Origin of the sequence: Cryobacterium shii (assembly GCF_004402595.1) — a bacterium.
Classification (GTDB): Bacteria; Actinomycetota; Actinomycetes; order Actinomycetales; family Microbacteriaceae; genus Cryobacterium; species Cryobacterium shii.
Window position 1 is genome coordinate 59,975 of sequence record NZ_SOFY01000011.1, and the last position, 15,012, is coordinate 74,986.

At 68.0% G+C, this 15,012-nt stretch carries 17 protein-coding genes; 3 read left to right on the top strand and 14 right to left on the bottom strand.

What is annotated here, in order from left to right; genetic code table 11:
• The 3 genes from E3O49_RS02020 to E3O49_RS02030 are packed head-to-tail and all read left to right on the top strand — an operon-like array spanning nucleotide 1 to nucleotide 2,863.
• Nucleotides 1-960 (top strand): carbohydrate ABC transporter permease, encoded by a 960-nt coding sequence (locus tag E3O49_RS02020; RefSeq protein WP_134367479.1) that lies wholly within the window; start codon nucleotides 1-3, stop codon nucleotides 958-960.
• Nucleotides 957-1,790: a carbohydrate ABC transporter permease gene (locus tag E3O49_RS02025; protein WP_134450913.1), complete on the top strand. Its 834-nt coding sequence runs from the start codon at nucleotides 957-959 to the stop codon at nucleotides 1,788-1,790. Before E3O49_RS02020 ends, E3O49_RS02025 begins: the two co-directional genes overlap by 4 nt.
• A 2-nt stretch (nucleotides 1,791-1,792) precedes the next feature.
• Nucleotides 1,793-2,863 (top strand): glycoside hydrolase family 130 protein, encoded by a 1,071-nt coding sequence (locus tag E3O49_RS02030; protein WP_134367483.1) that lies wholly within the window; start codon nucleotides 1,793-1,795, stop codon nucleotides 2,861-2,863.
• Nucleotides 2,864-3,161: 298 nt separating this feature from the next.
• On the opposite strand, the gene csrA is transcribed toward E3O49_RS02030, so the two are convergent.
• From csrA to E3O49_RS02100, 14 genes are all read right to left on the bottom strand, one after another.
• Nucleotides 3,162-3,425 (bottom strand): carbon storage regulator CsrA, encoded by a 264-nt coding sequence (gene csrA, locus E3O49_RS02035; protein WP_134450915.1) that lies wholly within the window; start codon nucleotides 3,423-3,425, stop codon nucleotides 3,162-3,164.
• 9 nt (nucleotides 3,426-3,434) lie between these two features.
• Nucleotides 3,435-4,424: a hypothetical protein gene (locus E3O49_RS02040; RefSeq protein ID WP_134406092.1), complete on the bottom strand. Its 990-nt coding sequence runs from the start codon at nucleotides 4,422-4,424 to the stop codon at nucleotides 3,435-3,437.
• Entirely contained in the window at nucleotides 4,399-6,450 is a 2,052-nt protein-coding gene (locus E3O49_RS02045; protein WP_134402523.1) for a flagellar biosynthesis protein FlhA, read from the bottom strand. Before E3O49_RS02045 ends, E3O49_RS02040 begins: the two co-directional genes overlap by 26 nt.
• The gene (locus E3O49_RS02050) at nucleotides 6,447-7,553 is read right to left on the bottom strand and encodes an EscU/YscU/HrcU family type III secretion system export apparatus switch protein (protein ID WP_134402524.1); all 1,107 of its coding nucleotides are present in this window, start codon (nucleotides 7,551-7,553) and stop codon (nucleotides 6,447-6,449) included. Before E3O49_RS02050 ends, E3O49_RS02045 begins: the two co-directional genes overlap by 4 nt.
• Entirely contained in the window at nucleotides 7,554-8,312 is a 759-nt protein-coding gene (locus E3O49_RS02055) for a flagellar biosynthetic protein FliR (protein WP_134402525.1), read from the bottom strand.
• A 1-nt stretch (nucleotide 8,313) separates the two neighbouring features.
• On the bottom strand, nucleotides 8,314-8,589 hold the full coding sequence (gene fliQ, locus E3O49_RS02060; RefSeq protein ID WP_134402526.1) for a flagellar biosynthesis protein FliQ: 276 nt from the start codon (nucleotides 8,587-8,589) through the stop codon (nucleotides 8,314-8,316).
• Nucleotides 8,590-9,381, bottom strand: a complete 792-nt coding sequence (fliP, locus tag E3O49_RS02065; RefSeq protein WP_134402559.1) for a flagellar type III secretion system pore protein FliP — start codon at nucleotides 9,379-9,381, stop codon at nucleotides 8,590-8,592.
• A gap of 56 nt (nucleotides 9,382-9,437) precedes the next feature.
• A complete protein-coding gene (gene fliO / locus E3O49_RS02070; RefSeq protein WP_134402527.1) occupies nucleotides 9,438-9,866 on the bottom strand; it encodes a flagellar biosynthetic protein FliO in 429 nt (142 codons plus the stop codon).
• Entirely contained in the window at nucleotides 9,867-10,571 is a 705-nt protein-coding gene (gene fliN, locus E3O49_RS02075) for a flagellar motor switch protein FliN (protein WP_134402528.1), read from the bottom strand.
• Nucleotides 10,572-10,573: 2 nt separating this feature from the next.
• Nucleotides 10,574-11,473, bottom strand: coding sequence for a flagellar motor switch protein FliM (locus tag E3O49_RS02080; RefSeq protein ID WP_241975826.1), 900 nt, complete (start codon nucleotides 11,471-11,473; stop codon nucleotides 10,574-10,576).
• A 28-nt stretch (nucleotides 11,474-11,501) separates the two neighbouring features.
• Entirely contained in the window at nucleotides 11,502-12,395 is an 894-nt protein-coding gene (locus E3O49_RS02085; RefSeq protein ID WP_134402529.1) for an OmpA/MotB family protein, read from the bottom strand.
• Entirely contained in the window at nucleotides 12,392-13,219 is an 828-nt protein-coding gene (locus tag E3O49_RS02090) for a motility protein A (RefSeq protein ID WP_134402530.1), read from the bottom strand. Before E3O49_RS02090 ends, E3O49_RS02085 begins: the two co-directional genes overlap by 4 nt.
• Entirely contained in the window at nucleotides 13,219-13,530 is a 312-nt protein-coding gene (locus E3O49_RS02095; protein WP_134402531.1) for a flagellar FlbD family protein, read from the bottom strand. The genes E3O49_RS02090 and E3O49_RS02095 overlap by 1 nt, the downstream gene beginning before the upstream one ends.
• A gap of 247 nt (nucleotides 13,531-13,777) precedes the next feature.
• A complete protein-coding gene (locus E3O49_RS02100) occupies nucleotides 13,778-14,962 on the bottom strand; it encodes a flagellar hook protein FlgE (RefSeq protein ID WP_134402532.1) in 1,185 nt (394 codons plus the stop codon).
• Nucleotides 14,963-15,012: the final 50 nt, after the last annotated feature.

Here is a 15,012-nt window from a genome sequence, read left to right on the forward strand (position 1 = left end):
ATGTCCACTTCGACAGCACAACGGCCCGCCGCCGGGAGGTCACAAACACCTCCCGGCGGGGGCGCCCGTCGGCGCCGCAGGCGCCCCTTACTGGGAAAGAACCCCTTCGGGCTCCTGCTCAGCACGCCCTACCTCATTTTCGTCCTGGCGGTCTTCGCGTACCCACTCGTGTTCGCCTTCTGGATGTCCTTCCACGACTACTTCTTCGCCGCTCCAGGCGCCCAGGTCGACCGGCCCTTCGTCGGCCTCGACAATTTCCGGGAAGTGCTCAGCGACCCGGCCATCATCCGTTCGTTCGGCAACGTGGGGATCTTCCTGCTGATCAACGTCCCACTGACGGTCGTCCTCTCCCTCGTGCTCGCCAACGCCCTGAACAAGGCCGTGCGATTCCGCACGTTCCTGCGGGTGTCGTACTACGTGCCGTATGTGACCGCGAGCGTCGCGGTCGTGGGCGTCTGGATCTTCCTGTTCAGCGGCAACGGCCTGGTCAACCAGATTCTCGGGCCGCTCGCACCCGACCCGCCCTGGCTGATCAACGAGACCTGGGCGATGCCCACCATCGCGATCTTCGTGACCTGGAAGGGCCTCGGATTCTTCATCCTGCTCTACCTGGCCGCCCTGCAGAACGTGTCGGAGGAACTCTACGAGGCCGCCGCGACCGATGGTGCCGGCAAGATCCGCAGCTTCTTCTCGGTCACCGTGCCGGGCGTGCGTCCCGCCACCGTGCTCGTGCTGCTGCTCTCCACCGTCACGGGGGCGAATCTCTTCACGGAGCCGTACCTCCTCACCGGCGGCGGCGGCCCCAACGGGGCATCCTCCTCACCCGTACTGATGATGTACCAGCGCGGAATCGAACAGGGGTCGCCCGACACGGCGGCCGCGATCGGAGTCATCCTCGTGATCGGAGTCCTCATCCTCGCGTTCATCCAGCGCAAGCTCGCGGGAGGTGACGAATCATGACCCGCAAGCAGAACATCCTGCGCGGCGTGGTCCTGGCCGTGGGGGCACTCGTGTTTCTGTTCCCGTTCTACTACATGGTCATCGGCTCGCTGCAGGAGACGCCCGACCCGTCGGTCGCCGGCGCCTTCCCGAATCCGGCGAACCTCACCCTGGCCAACTACGGCGACATCAACAGCCGGATCAACCTGATGCAGGGGCTGCTCAACTCGGGCATCTTCACCGGCGGTGTGATCCTCTGCACCGTGGTGTTCGGGGTGCTCGTGGGCTACGCCCTCGCCCAGCTCCAGTGGCGCGGCCGCGGGGTCACCTTCGCGCTCGCCCTGCTGGTGCAGGTGGTCCCGTTCCAGCTCCTGATGATCCCGCTGTACGTGATGATCGCCAGGGACTACGGTCTCGCGGACAACTACGTGGGCATGATCCTGCCGTTCGCCATCAGCTCCACGGCCGTGATCATCTTCAGACAGTACTTCTTGCAGATCCCGAAGGAACTCTTCGATGCCGCGCGGATCGACGGGGCCGGCGAGCTGCGCATTCTCCGCCGGATCGCGCTGCCTCTCGTTCGGCCCGCCCTGCTGACCGTCGTGCTCCTGACCTTCATCGGCCCGTGGAACGAATTCCTCTGGCCATTCCTGATCACCAAGGAGGCGTCCCTCCAGCCGCTCGCGGTTTCACTCGCCAACTACCTCAGCAACGTCGCGGCCACCGCGGCGAACCCGTTCGGGGCGGTCCTTGCCGGGGCCTGCGTCCTCGCCGGTCCTGCTGTGCTTCTGTTCATCCTCTTCCAACGGCACTTCGTGTCGAACAATATCGGCTCCGGCGTGAAAGGTTAGACATGCCCACCCCCACAGAATTCCCCTACCGACTGACCCGCATGGGCATCATCATGACGCCGGAAAAGGGCAACGCCCTCGAGGCCGAAGGAGTCCTGAACCCCGGGACCGGCCACACCGCGGATGGGACCCTGTACCTGCTCCCCCGCCTCGTCGCGACGGGCAACGTCTCCCGGGTCGGCCTGGCCCGGGTCATCATCACGGACGGCGTCCCCACGGGCGTCGAACGCGAGGGCATCGTCCTCGAGCCCGACCGGGGCTGGGAGCGCGGCGCGAACAACGCCGGCGTCGAAGACCCCCGGGTCACGTTCATCCCCCGCCTCGGTTTGCACGTCATGACCTACGTCGCCTACGGCCCCCTCGGCCCGCGCACGGCCGTCGCCGTGTCATCGGACCTGCGCGAATGGCGCCGGCTTGGCCCGGCTCTCTTCGCCTACGACGACGCGCTGGACATGGACCTGAACCTGTTCCACAACAAGGACACCGTGTTCTTCCCGGAGCCCGTCTCCGGCCCGAACGGCGTGGAAAGCTTCGCCGTACTGCACCGCCCGATGTGGGACCTCAGCGAGGTCAAGCCCGGCGAGGGCGTGCGGGTCCCGGCCGGCGTCACCGACACCAGGCAGAGCATCTGGATCAGCTACGTGCCCGTCGCCGACGTGCTCGCCGACCTGACGAGGCTCACCTTCTGGGGCGGCCACAAGTTCCTGGCCGGCCCGGAATTCCCGTTCGAAGCGCTCAAGATCGGCGGCGGACCGGCCCCCCTGCGCGTACCGGAGGGCTGGCTGCTGATGCACCACGGTGTCACCGGCACGATCGACGGAGCGTTCTCGCAGCAGCAGAAGGTCAACTACGCCGCCGGCGCGATGATCCTCGACGCCGACGACCCCACGATCATTCTGCAGCGCACCAGCGAGCCGCTTCTCAAGGCGGAGACGCCCGACGAGATCAGCGGCATCGTGCCGAACGTCGTCTTCCCGACCGCGATCGAGGAGATCGACGGGCAGCTGTTCGTGTTCTACGGCATGGCTGACTCGAAGATCGGCGTTGCACGCCTGGACCACGTCCCGGCGTAACGACAGGGACAGCCTCGCGAACGGCCTCAGTACGGCGACGGAAACGTCGCCGTACTGAGGCCGTTCGCGTCTCGTCCGTCTCATCCGTCGCCCCCGGCACGGCGTGGAACCAATTCGACGGAGATTTTGTCGCCGAAGTGCGATTCCGGTCCGTTTCGGCCCCGTTCGCGCCGGTCCGGGCAAAATCTCCGTCGAATTCGTTGGGGGAACGCGCGCTGGTGCAGGCGAGCGCACGCGCACTGGCGCAGGCTGCGAGGAGACGTGGGTCAGCTAGACGTGCGCTAGCCGGCCGTGGGTGCTAGCCGGCCGGTGTGGGCGGCGGGGTGAGGAGGCCGAGGGTGGCCTTCAGTCGGGCCTCGGCATCCGGGTCGGCCTGACCGGCCTGGCTCGCCGTGATGTTCGCCTCGGTGACGGCACGCAGTACCTCGTCGCGCTGGATCTTGACCCCGCGCGGGGCATCGACGCCGATGCGGATGCTGTCACCGCGCACATCAAGGACGGTGATGACGATGTCATCACCGATGAGGATCTTCTCCCCCTGTTTGCGTGTTAGAACCAGCACCTGTTCAGCCTAGCTTGACCGGTTGGCCCGGTCGGTGAGGCTCGGCCTCAAACCCGCCATCGTCGCCGAGGTCGCCTCGGAACCGTCGATCCACCCCACCGGCAGTCCCAACTCGTCGATCGTCTCCGGCGACGCTGTGGACCCGGCCTCGATCACGGCGACCGCGTCGAGGGAGAGGTGCGCGGACAGGCGCGATACCCAGGCGGCGGTGTCCTCGGCCTTGCGGCCGGCATCCACGACCACCCAGACCTGGTCTGCGCCCACCGCAGCCAGGATCGCGGCCTCGTCCGCAGCCGCCTCCCCGGCTTCGTCATCGGACTCCAGGCCGAAGGCCACGAAGACCGTCTCGCCCTGATCCACCGCGCGGGCTCGGGCCGCCAGGGCCGTGCGCCGGTCCGTGACCCGTCCGCTCCTCGCCGTAGACAGCACACCGGCGACCAGAGGGGATGATCCGGCGCCGCTCCGGGACGCCATCGCCCGCGCGACCGGGAACGCCGCGTCGGCCCGACCGATGATCAGCACGAGATCACCGTGCCCGGCCAACGGACGCGGCGGCGTGGCGGGGGCGGCTGCTGCCGGCACCCGTGTGGCCGGTACGGGTACGATCTGAGGCCCCGGGCCGCGCTCATCCGTCACCGGACCGGCCGTCGTGAAAGTGAGTTCGTCCATCAGGTGGGCGAAGTCGTCGGAGGCGGTCGACAGGCGCGGTTCCGCCACCGCCTGCAGGCGGGCTTCGGCCTCGTCCGCCTCGTCCAGCAGTGCCGCGAGCCCGAGTCGCGTCTGCCGATCCGGCTGCACATGGGCTGCACGTCGCCGGCGCGTGGGCACGGGCACCTCGACCGTCACCTCGAGATGACGGCGGGCGAAGAATCCATGGATGCCGCCCACGGTGACCCGCTCGGCCGCGACGATGCGGGCATCCGCTCCGTGCTCCAAGAACACGCGAGCCTTCAGCTCCGGCAGGCTGGCACCCTCAAGCTGAAATCGTTTCCGTTCCACGGACCACCCCCACGGTCTCGATGCCGACGTTCGCGCTCGTCACCTCGAGGTAGGACAGCACGGGCAGCCCGCCGGCCTGGGCCGACACCATGCGCCGGATCGCCGGTCGCAGGGCGGGAGCGCAGACCAGTACGGCGGTCAGGCCGCTCTCCTCGACCGCGGCCAGGGAGGACTTGAGCGAACCGAGGATGGCGTCGATCCGGTGCGGCTCCAGCATGATCTGGGAGCCCTGCTCGGAGGGGCGCATGCCTTCGAGCATGGACTGCTCGAGAGCGGGTTCGATCATGATCACGCGGAGCAGTCCCTCGTCGAGGTACTGGGCGGTGAGCGCCGGGCCGAGCGCCTGCCTGGCAGCCTCGATCAGCCCCTCCGGGTCGGCCGAGACCTTGGCCCGGAGGGAGAGCGCCTCGTAAATGCGGGGAAGGTCGTTGATCGGGATGAGCTCGACGAGCAGACCCTGCAGCACACGCTGCACCTCGGCGAGGGAGAGCATCCCGGGGATGAGGTCGTCGACGGCGGCGGGATTGACCTGCCGCACGCCGTCGGTGAGCACGCGCACGTCTTCCCGGGTGAGGAGCCGCGCCGCGTTGCCGGTGATGATCGAGGACAGGTGGGTGATCAGCACCGAGACCCGGTCGATGACCGTCGCGCCGACCATCTCGGCGCTGTGCCGCATCTCGCTCGGCACCCACTTGCCGGCCAGCCCGAAGACGGGCTCGACCGTTGCGGTGCCGGGCAGCCCGTCGAGGAAGTCGCCGAGGGCGAGGACCTTGCCGGCCGGGGCGAGTCCGCGCCCGGCCTCGACCCCCGCGATCCGGATCACATACGTCGACGAGGGCAGTTCAACACTGTCCCGGGTGCGCACGGGGGGTACGACCACGCCCAGGTCCATCGCGATTTTGCGGCGCAGCGCGCGCACCCGCGCGAGCAGGTCATCCTGCGCGCCGGAGACCAGGTCCACGAGGTCGGGGGCGAGCAGGATCTCGAGGGCGTGCACCCGCATCGTCTCGATCAGGTCTTCAGGGGTGTCCGACCGGGGTGCCTGGCTCTCCAGGCTCACAGCGGCCTCACGCCCCGCCTGCTCGCGGGCCTCGCCCGCCTTGATCCGCTGGGAGAACACGATCAGGCCCACCCCGATCACGACGAAGGGGATGATCGGCATGCCCGGGATGAGGGACATCAGCAGCGCGGCGGCGCCGGCGATCATCAGGGCGTTGCGGGATTGGGTGAGCTGCGCGGATGCGGTGGCGCCGATGTCGGATTCCACGTTGGAACGCGTCACGATCATGCCGGTGGAGACCGCCATCAGCAAGGCCGGGATCTGGGTGACGAGGCCGTCGCCGATGGTGAGGAGCGAGTAGGTGCTCATGGCATCGGTGATCGACAGGCCGCGCTGCACCATGCCGATCGCGATACCGCCGACCAGGTTGATGATGATGATGATGATCCCGGCGATCGCGTCGCCCTTCACGAACTTGGACGCGCCGTCCATGGCGCCGTAGAAGTCGGCTTCGGCGGACACCTCGGCTCGGCGTTCCCGGGCCTGGATGTCGGTGATCAGGCCGGCGTTCAGGTCCGCGTCGATCGCCATCTGCTTGCCCGGCATGGCGTCCAGGGTGAAGCGCGCCCCGACCTCCGCCACCCGCTCAGCTCCCTTGGTGACGACGACGAACTGGATCACGACCAGGATCAGGAAGATCACGGCACCGATGATGATCGAGCCGCCGACCGCGACCTGGCCGAAGGAGGCGATGACCTGCCCGGCGTAGCCGTCGCCCAGGACGAGCCGGGTCGAGGCCACGTTCAGGCCCAGGCGGAACAGGGTGGCCACCAGCAGCAGAGAGGGGAACACGGAGAAATCGAGGGGTTTCTTGACGAACATGGTCGTCAGCAGCACCACCAGCCCGAGCAGGATGTTGATGATGATCAGCACGTCCAGGAGCACGGCCGGCACCGGAACGACCAGCAGAAGGATGATGCCGACGACGCCGATCGGGACGGCGAGCTTGGCGAACGTGCTTTTCATCGGAGGCCTCCTGAAGCCGGGGCAAGGTCGTTCATGGTGTGCACGCCGGTCGAGGCGCCGGAGCCGCGCGCCTTCAGGGCGAGCACGAAGGCGAGCACCCGGGCGACCGCGTTGTAAAGCTCGATCGGGATCTCCTGGCCGAGGTCGCAGGCGCTGTGCAGGGCGCGGGCGAGCGGGATGTCCCGCACGATCGGCACCCCGTCGGTTTCCGCCTGCTCGCGGATGCGGGCGGCGATCACGCCGGCCCCCTTGGCGACCACGCGGGGCGCGGACTTGCCCGGCTCGTATCTGAGCGCGACGGCGAAGTGGGTGGGATTGACGAGCACGACGTCGGCGGTCGCGACCGAGGCGATCATCCGATTGCGGCTCATCGCCAGCTGGCGCGATCGACGCTGGGACTTGACCTGCGGGTCACCCTCGGAACTCTTGTTCTCGTCGGTGACCTCCTTCTTGGTCATCCGGGTGCGTTTGCGGTTGCGCTTCATGACGACGAAGACGTCGGCCGCGGCGAGCACGAGGCCGGCGATGACGGCCGACTGCACCAGCGAGACCGCCCCGCCCGTCGCCGCGTCGATCAGGGCTGTCACCGGCAGACCGCCGGCGGTCATCAGAACGGGGGTGAGCCCCTGGATCACCAGGGTGAGCACCACGCCGACGGCGATGGTCTTGAGCAGGGCTTTGACCCCCTGCCACACGGCCTGACCGCCGAACGTGCGCCCGAGGCCGGTGACCAGGTTGAACTGCTCATACTTGCCGGCCACCCTTTTGAAGTGCACCCCGCCCTGTGCGACGGCCCCGCCCAACACGACGACGAAGACGGTCGCCAGCATCGGCGTGAGGATGCCCGCCATCGAGCCGAGCGATTCCCCGAGCATCTGCACGGCGAGGTCCGGGTCCGGGCGGGCGATGAGCATCCGGATGTTCAGCATCTGACCGGTTCCCGCCTGCGCGGCCAGTCCGACGGTCACCGGGGTCATCACCGCCGCCGCACCGATCCCGAGCCATGCAGTCAGGTCCTGGGACTTGGAGAGTTGACCCTTGGACCGGACCTCGCGCATCCGTTTCTCGGTCGCCTGTTCGGTCTTCTCACCGGAGTCGGACATCTATTTCACCCCCAGCATCGTGCTCACGGCGTCGCCGGTGAGCGAGGAGACGATCCGCGGAAGCGCGACGAAACCGGCCGCGCCGAGGGTGAGGGTGATCAGGATCTTGAGCGGGAAGCCGAGGGCGAAGGCGTTCAGGGCCGGGGCGACCCGGGTGAGCAGGCCGAGGCCGGCGTCGGCGAGGAACAGGACGACGATGAGCGGGCCGGCGATCTGAACGGCCGCGAGGACCATCTGGCCCACGGCGGCGGTGACGGCCTGCATCGGCACGGCGAGGTCGAGCCCTCCCCCGAGCGGGAGCGCGTCGAAGGTGCGGCTGAGGCCGCCGATGATGAGCTGGTACCCGCCCGACGCGAACAGGAGTGCGAGGGCCGTCATCTGGTAGAGCCGGGTGAACATGGCGCCGTTGACCATGGCCTGCGGGTCGAAGCCCTGGGCCAGCTGGAAGCCCCCGAACATGTCGATCAGGTTGCCCGCGGACTGCAGCGCCGAGAAAATCACGAGCACGAGGAAACCCAGCACTCCGCCGACCAGGAGCTCCAGCAGGAGCGCGACGATGAAACCGGCGGTGTCAGGCGAGACGTACCCGGGGGTGACCCGCGGGGAGACGGCCAGGGCGAGGCCGAGCGCCAGCATTCCCTTCACGCGCAGCGGAAACGCGTTATAGGAGAACGGCGGCGCTACGACTATGAAGGCCACCATTCGCACGCCCGCGAGGGTGACCGCTTCGATCCAGGCGAAGTCGAGGGTGAGATCCACGTCAGCCGCCGCCGATGAGTGAGGGGATCTTCTCGAAGAGAGCGTTGGTGAAGGCGACGATCTCGGAGATCATCCAGTGCCCGGAGATGAGCAGGGCCAGGCAGACCGCGATCGCCTTGGGCACGAAGGACAGCGTCACCTCCTGGATCTGGGTGATCGACTGGAGAAGGGAAATGGCGAACCCGACGACGAGGGCGGTGATCAGGATCGGGGCGGACAGCTTGCCGGCGATGATGATGGCCTGCATCCCGATGTCCAGGACGGCGTTGGTGTCCACTCAGCCACCCCGGTAACTGGTGATCAGGGTCGTGATGATGAGCCCCCAGCCGTCGACGAGCACGAAGAGCAGGATCTTGAACGGCAGCGAGATCATCACCGGCGGCAGCATCATCATGCCCATCGACATCAGCGCCGCGGACACGACCAGGTCGATCACGAGGAACGGGATGAAGATGACGAAACCGATGATGAACGCGGCGCGCAGCTCGGAGATCATGAAGGCGGGGATCAGGGTGAGCAACGACACCGCGTCCCGGCTCACAGGGTTGGCCTGGTCGGCGGCCCGAGTCATCAGGGCCAGGTCTTCCTCGCGGGTGTGCGCGAGCATGAACGTGCGCAGCGGCCCGGACCCGAGCGTGACGGCGTCGTCGAAGGACATCGCGCCGTTCAGGTAGGGCTGCAAGGCGTGGTCGTTGATGTCGGTGAGGATGGGCGCCATGATGAACAGCGACAGGAAGAGCGCCAGTCCGGCGAGAACCTGGTTGGGCGGGATCGACGGCAGAGCGAGCGCGTTGCGGGTCATGGCGAGCACGACGAAGATCTTTGTGAAGCTCGTCATCATCAGCAGCAGGGCCGGCGCGACCGACAACAGCGTGATGCCGATCAGGGTGACGATCGCCGAGGAGGGGGCGCCGTCCGGGCCGTTGATCTGCACGTTGAGTCCGCCGCCGCTCGGCGGGGCGGGCGTGGCCGGAGCGGTCGGGGTGACGGGGTCGATCGGTGCGGCGTGGCCCGCGGTCGTGACCAGCATGACGATGGCCGCGACGATCACGAGAACGAGGGCCGCCATCACCAGGTACCGGGCGATGTCCCGGCGCCGGCCTGTGCTGGTCACGGTTACCCAGGTCACCGGTTCTGCCGCAGCGCGGCGGCGGTATGCTGCCAGGTCGCCGGGGACAGGATCGAGCCGGCCAGGCGGCCGGGTGCCGGCCGGTCGCGGCGGGGACGAAGGATGAAGGGCGGGGCCAGCTCGGCGTCGCCTCGCCCGGCATCGGCGAGTTCGCGGGCGAAGTCGGCCGGGGCATCCGTCTGCTCGCCCGTATGGAGCACGCTCACGGACTGTTCGGTCACGCCGAGCACGAACCTGCGCCCCTCGATGTCGACGACCACCACGGATGCCTTCTGGCCGAGGCCCTGGCGTCCGACCACGGTCACGAGGTTGGCGCTGCGGCCGCCGCGCGCGGATTTGGTCAGCCGTCGCTGCAGCACCCAGAGCAGCCCGAGCACAGCGGCCAGGGACAGGGCGACCCGAAGGGCAACGACGACGGTGTCCATTTAGGTGAGGCTCTCGGCCACGTCGAGGATCTGGGTGATGCGCACGGCGTAGTCCTGGTCGACGACGACGATCTCCCCATGGGCGATCAGGCGGCCGTTGAGGAGGATGTCGGCGGGTGCCCCGGCGGAACGGTCGAGCTCGATGACGGCGCCCGGCTCGAGGGCGAGCACGTCCCGCACCGACATCCGGGTGCGGCCGATCTCGACCGTGAGCGCCATTTCGACGCTGTTGATGCGGCCGAGCTTGCCGACGACGGACTGGGATGCACGGCCGTTCTGCCCGGCCGGCCCGTTGTCGCGCAGGCGGATCGCGAACCAGCCGGTGACGGCCCCGTCGCCGGTGAGCTCGTAGACGACCGTGTTGGCGTCGGAGACGAGCGCGGTCGCGTCTTCGACCCTCGTGTCGCCGAGCACGCCGACGCCGAGCACGGCTGCCGCGTTTTCGAGGGCGGGACGGAGCACATCCTGGCGGGAGACGAGCGAGGACTCCTGGCCGCCGGCCGCGTCGAGTGAGGCCGGATCGGCCAGGACCACCGCGAGGTCGGCCGATGTCGCCCCGACGAAGGAGGCGACGACCGCGGCACCGAGCCGGCCCGCGAGGGCGGCGCCGGAGCAGGGCTCGGCTCGCAGCCGGCTCGGGGTCGGCAGGACACCGAGGAGGGCGTCAACGGCCGCCATGTGCAGGGTGGTGGAGGTAGGGCTCATGTTCATTCCTCGGTATCGATGACGATGCAGGCCAGGCGGGAACCGTTGGAACCGAGGGCCGCGCGGGCCAGCGGCAGACCGTCGACGACGACGTCGAGGGGACGGTGAGTGGAGTGCGGCACGGCCAGAAGATCGCCGACCGCGAGGCCGAGGATGACGCTCGGCAGCACCCGGATCGGGGCCAGCTGCAGCGAAACGTCCACCGGCACCCAGGCCAGTTGGGCCTGCAGAAGCTGCTCCGGGTCCTCTGAGGCACCGGCGGGGTTCGACTCGACGAGCTGCGGCAGTAGTGCGTCGGCGGGGATGGCCAGCGTCGCAACGGCGCTGCCCTCCCCGATCCGCATCGAGAACGTGGCCACGATCATCAGGTCGGCGGTGGCGGCCGCCTGGGCGAACTGGGAGTTGTACTGGATGGTGCCCACGGAGATCTGGTGCACGAGCAGGGACCCGAGCGAGTAGCGCAGATCCTCGAGCGCATCGTCCACGAGCCGGCGCACGATGGCCTGCTCGATCTGGGTGAACGCCCGCTCCGGGAGGGGCGCATTGCTGGTGCCGCCGAGCATGTGGCTGACCCAGGACAGGGCCGCCGAGGTAGGGAATTGGATGACGACCTTGGCCATAATGCCCTCGACCGAGCACAGCACCATGGCGGTCGTCGATGGGAGCGATGCCGCGTAATCGTCGTAGGTGCGCATGATGACGCCGTCGCACTTGACCTGGGACATGACGCGAACCTTCGCGGTCAGCTGGGTGCCCCACTGGCGGGCGAACGTCTCGAAGGCAAGCTCGAGCACGCGGGAGTGCTCGCGTGCGAGGGTCGTCGGCCGACGGAAGTCGTACACCTCGACCGGGCGCGTCGCAGAAGCGGGCACGCCAATTTTCACCTGTTCCTGGACCGTCACGTCGGTGACTATCGACCGGCGACGGCAATCAGTTAGCAGTGACCGCCACGGATGTTTCGGCCCCGGTCGTTGTCGTTCCGTTTGCCGGAACCCCGGTTTCGGTGGCCGTGCCGTCCAGGACCGAGGGGATGAGTGCACGGATGTCGTCGGGCTGGTTCGAGAGCAGCACGACGTCCACCCGCCGATTCTGGGCCATCGCTGCCAGGTCCCCCCCGTCGGCGACAGGCCGTGCCGACCCGAAGCCGACCGCGGAGATCCGTTCCTGGGCGACGCCGCCCGACTCGACCAGACGTCTGAGCACCGCAGTTGCGCGGGCGGAGGACAGCTCCCAGTCGGTCGGGTAGTTGAGGGTGACGCCGTGCCGATCGGCGTGCCCCTCGATCTTCACCTCGCGGGTGTTCGAGGCCAGGACCGGTGCGATCGCGTCGAGCACCTGTTCGGCTTGCGGGCTGAAGTTGGCAAGGTTGGGGGCGAAGAACGCCTCCGAGCCGACCAGGCCGATCGTGAGTCCCCGTGAGTCGATCGTGAACTGCACCAGCTGGCCGAGGCCCTTGGCGTCGACGGCATCCTGCAGTGCCTTCTGCGCCGCCGTGAGATCCGCGACCTCCGCCACGGCGAGATCCAGCTTCGTGAACCCGGTCACCTCGCCCTGGTTCGCCTTGTCCTTGGTGACGACGACCCCCTTGGCGGTGTCCACCTTGCCCACGTCGACGACACCGAATCCGGTCGCGAGGGAGTTCTTCAGCTGGAGGAATTTCGCCTGGTCGACGGTGGACATCGCGAAAAGCACGATGAACATGCACATCAGCACGGTGACCATGTCCATGTAGGACGCCATCCAGCGCTCGTCGACGTGTTCGACGTGCTCTTCTTCGAGGCCGCGGCTGCGACCGCGACCGCTACCGCGGCCATGCCCGCTCATGCGGCCTTGGGCAGAGGTTTGTCAGCCTTGCCGGCTTTGTCGGGCTTCCCGGATTTCGCGGACCTGGCCGTCTTGGCGGGGGTCGCCGGGACCATGGCCCGCAACCGCTCTCCGAGCAGCCGTGGCTGGCTCCCGGCCTGCACGGCGAGGGCGCCCTCCAGCAGCAGGGTCATCCGTTCGACCTCGATGTCGCTCAATCGCTTGAGCCGGTTACCGATCGGCAGCCAGAGGAAGTTGGCCGAGAGCAGCCCCCACAGGGTCGCCACGAACGCGGCCGCGATCATCGGGCCCAGGGTCGAGGGAGTGTCGAGGTTCTCGAGCACGTGGGTGAGTGAGATGACGGTGCCGATGATGCCGACGGTCGGGGCGTATCCGCCGAGGCTGGTGAAGAACTTGGACGCATTGCGGCTGGCCTTGGTGGCGGTCGCGAGTTCGTCTTCGAGCAGGATGCGCAGTTCATCGCCGTCAGTGCCGTCGGCGATGTTCTGCAGGGCGCCGCGCAGAAAGGGGTCATTGACGTTGTCGGCCTCCTGCTCAAGGGCCAGAAGTCCGGCACTGCGGGCCTTTTCCGCCAGGCCGACGACCTGGTCGATGACCTGTTGCGGCGGGGTGGTCTTGCCGATGAAGGCGCCGGGGATGGCCTTGAACGCGGAAATCGCGTCCCTGATCGTGCCGCCGGCGATGCCGACCGCAATCGTCGCCCCGAAGACGAGCACCATCGGCGCGGGCAGGAGAATCGAGGAGAGATGGCCGCCCTCGATCGTGATCATGGCGAACAGGGAGCCGAAGGCGAGGGCGATCCCGACCAGGGTTGCCGGATCCATCAGATTCTCCGGGGCCGGGAGGGAACGGTGCTGCCCGGTTCGATGACGTGCGCGATGGCATGCGGCCCGCCGACGATTTCCAGGGTCCTGGCCCCACTGCTGTACTGGGAGTCCTCGGTGAGGTACGCGAGAGAGATCACGTGCGCCCGGAAGCGGGCGATCTTCTCGATCACGTCCTCGAGGCTCTCCGTGACGATGAACTTGGCGCCGTCGACCATCACGAGCGTGGTGTCGGGGCTGGCATGGATGCGTTCGATCAGGTCGGGATTGATCGCGAACTGACTGTCATTCAGCCGAGTCACTACGATCATGGGAACCGTCCCTGCCAGTTGACGACCCGTGTGACCGTCACGCTGCACTGTCGGCCGCCCCGACCGCAGGGTTAGCTGTTTCGGCCGGGACGACGTTCACGGGGCCCCAGGACCCCGTCCCGGCCGCCGCGGGCTCCGACGTCGGGCAGCTGGCGAGCGAATTCGACGGAGATTTTGCCGGAATCGGGCCCGCACACCCCGAAAAGGGTACTTTTCAGGCAGAATCTCCGTCGAATTGGTTAGACGCCTAGCGCTTCAGGTTCGTCAGTTCCTGGAGTACCTCGTCGGACGTGGTGATGATGCGCGCGTTGGCTTGGAAGCCGCGCTGCGCGACGATGAGGTTGGTGAACTCCTGGGAGAGGTCCACGTTGGACATCTCGAGCGCTCCCCCGGTCAGCGAGCCGAGTCCGCCGGTGCCGGGGGCGCCCAGGGCCGCATTGCCGGAGTTGAAGGTGGACCGGTACTCCGAGGAGCCGGCCTTCTCGAGCCCGCCGGGGTTGGAGAAGGTCGCGAGGGCGATCCGGCCGATGGCTTCCTGGCCGCCGTTGCTGAACAAACCGACCAGGGTGCCGTCCTTGCCCAGGGTGAAGGACTTCAGCGTGCCGGCGGCTTTGCCGTTCTGGTCGTTGACGGCAACGGTGGAGAGGCCGGCGAATCCCTCGACGGCGGACAGGTCCACCGTGATGGCGCCGCTGCCGAACGTGATGTTGGTGGTCGCGGAGGTCTGCTTGCCATCGGCGAAGGTCAGAGCGGCGGATGTCGATGCGGTCGCGCCATCGAGTCCCGTGACCGTCCAGGCGCCCGGGCCGGTGGACGTGAATGTCAGGTCGAGGGAGCGGGCCGTGCCGGATCCGTCATAGACCTTCACGTCTCGGCTGAACACGGTGCCGGCAGCGGCGTCGGACGGGAGGTTGCCGCCGACGGATGCAGTCGTGGTTGCCGTGGCTGCCGAGACGGTCTGCAGCGGCAACGTGATGTTCCCCGTCGTTCCACCCTGGTTGATGACGCCGCCGACGGCGTTCCAACCCTGCACGATGGCGCCTGCCGGGGTGACGAGCCGCCCCTGGGCGTCGAAGTCGAAGGCTCCGGCGCGGCTGTACAGGGTTTCGCCGCCAAGCTGGGTGACGAAGAATCCGTCGCCGGAGATCATGATGTCGGTGGCCTTGCCGGTGGCCTGGGACGAGCCCTGCGCGAAGTTGGTGGAGATGCCGGCGACCTTGACTCCGAGTCCGACCTGCGCCGGGTTGGTGCCGCCGACCTCGGCCTGCGGGCCGCCGGCGCCCTGGCTGAGCTGCGACAGGGTGTCCTGGAACTGGGTCGCGGATGCCTTGAACGCCGTGGTGTTGACGTTGGCGATGTTGTTGCCGGTGACGTCGAGCATGGTCTGGTGCGATCGGAGGCCGGAGATACCGGAGTACAGGGAACGAAGCATGGGTGCTGCCTTTCAGGAGGAAAACGTCAGGAGAAGAGCGGGAGTCGGAC

Excerpts from the sequence above, each read along its gene's own strand:
- E3O49_RS02020 (WP_134367479.1), top strand. The coding sequence starts at position 1 with ATGTCCACTTCGACAGCACAACGGCCCGCCGCCGGGAGGTCACAAACA.
- E3O49_RS02025 (WP_134450913.1), top strand. The coding sequence starts at position 957 with ATGACCCGCAAGCAGAACATCCTGCGCGGCGTGGTCCTGGCCGTGGGG.
- E3O49_RS02030 (WP_134367483.1), top strand. The coding sequence starts at position 1,793 with ATGCCCACCCCCACAGAATTCCCCTACCGACTGACCCGCATGGGCATC.
- E3O49_RS02045 (WP_134402523.1), bottom strand. The coding sequence starts at position 6,450 with ATGAAAAGCACGTTCGCCAAGCTCGCCGTCCCGATCGGCGTCGTCGGC.
- E3O49_RS02050 (WP_134402524.1), bottom strand. The coding sequence starts at position 7,553 with ATGTCCGACTCCGGTGAGAAGACCGAACAGGCGACCGAGAAACGGATG.
- fliP (WP_134402559.1), bottom strand. The coding sequence starts at position 9,381 with ATGGCGGCCCTCGTTCTCGTGATCGTCGCGGCCATCGTCATGCTGGTC.
- fliO (WP_134402527.1), bottom strand. The coding sequence starts at position 9,866 with ATGGACACCGTCGTCGTTGCCCTTCGGGTCGCCCTGTCCCTGGCCGCT.
- fliN (WP_134402528.1), bottom strand. The coding sequence starts at position 10,571 with ATGAGCCCTACCTCCACCACCCTGCACATGGCGGCCGTTGACGCCCTC.
- E3O49_RS02085 (WP_134402529.1), bottom strand. The coding sequence starts at position 12,395 with ATGAGCGGGCATGGCCGCGGTAGCGGTCGCGGTCGCAGCCGCGGCCTC.
- E3O49_RS02090 (WP_134402530.1), bottom strand. The coding sequence starts at position 13,219 with ATGGATCCGGCAACCCTGGTCGGGATCGCCCTCGCCTTCGGCTCCCTG.
- E3O49_RS02095 (WP_134402531.1), bottom strand. The coding sequence starts at position 13,530 with ATGATCGTAGTGACTCGGCTGAATGACAGTCAGTTCGCGATCAATCCC.
- E3O49_RS02100 (WP_134402532.1), bottom strand. The coding sequence starts at position 14,962 with ATGCTTCGTTCCCTGTACTCCGGTATCTCCGGCCTCCGATCGCACCAG.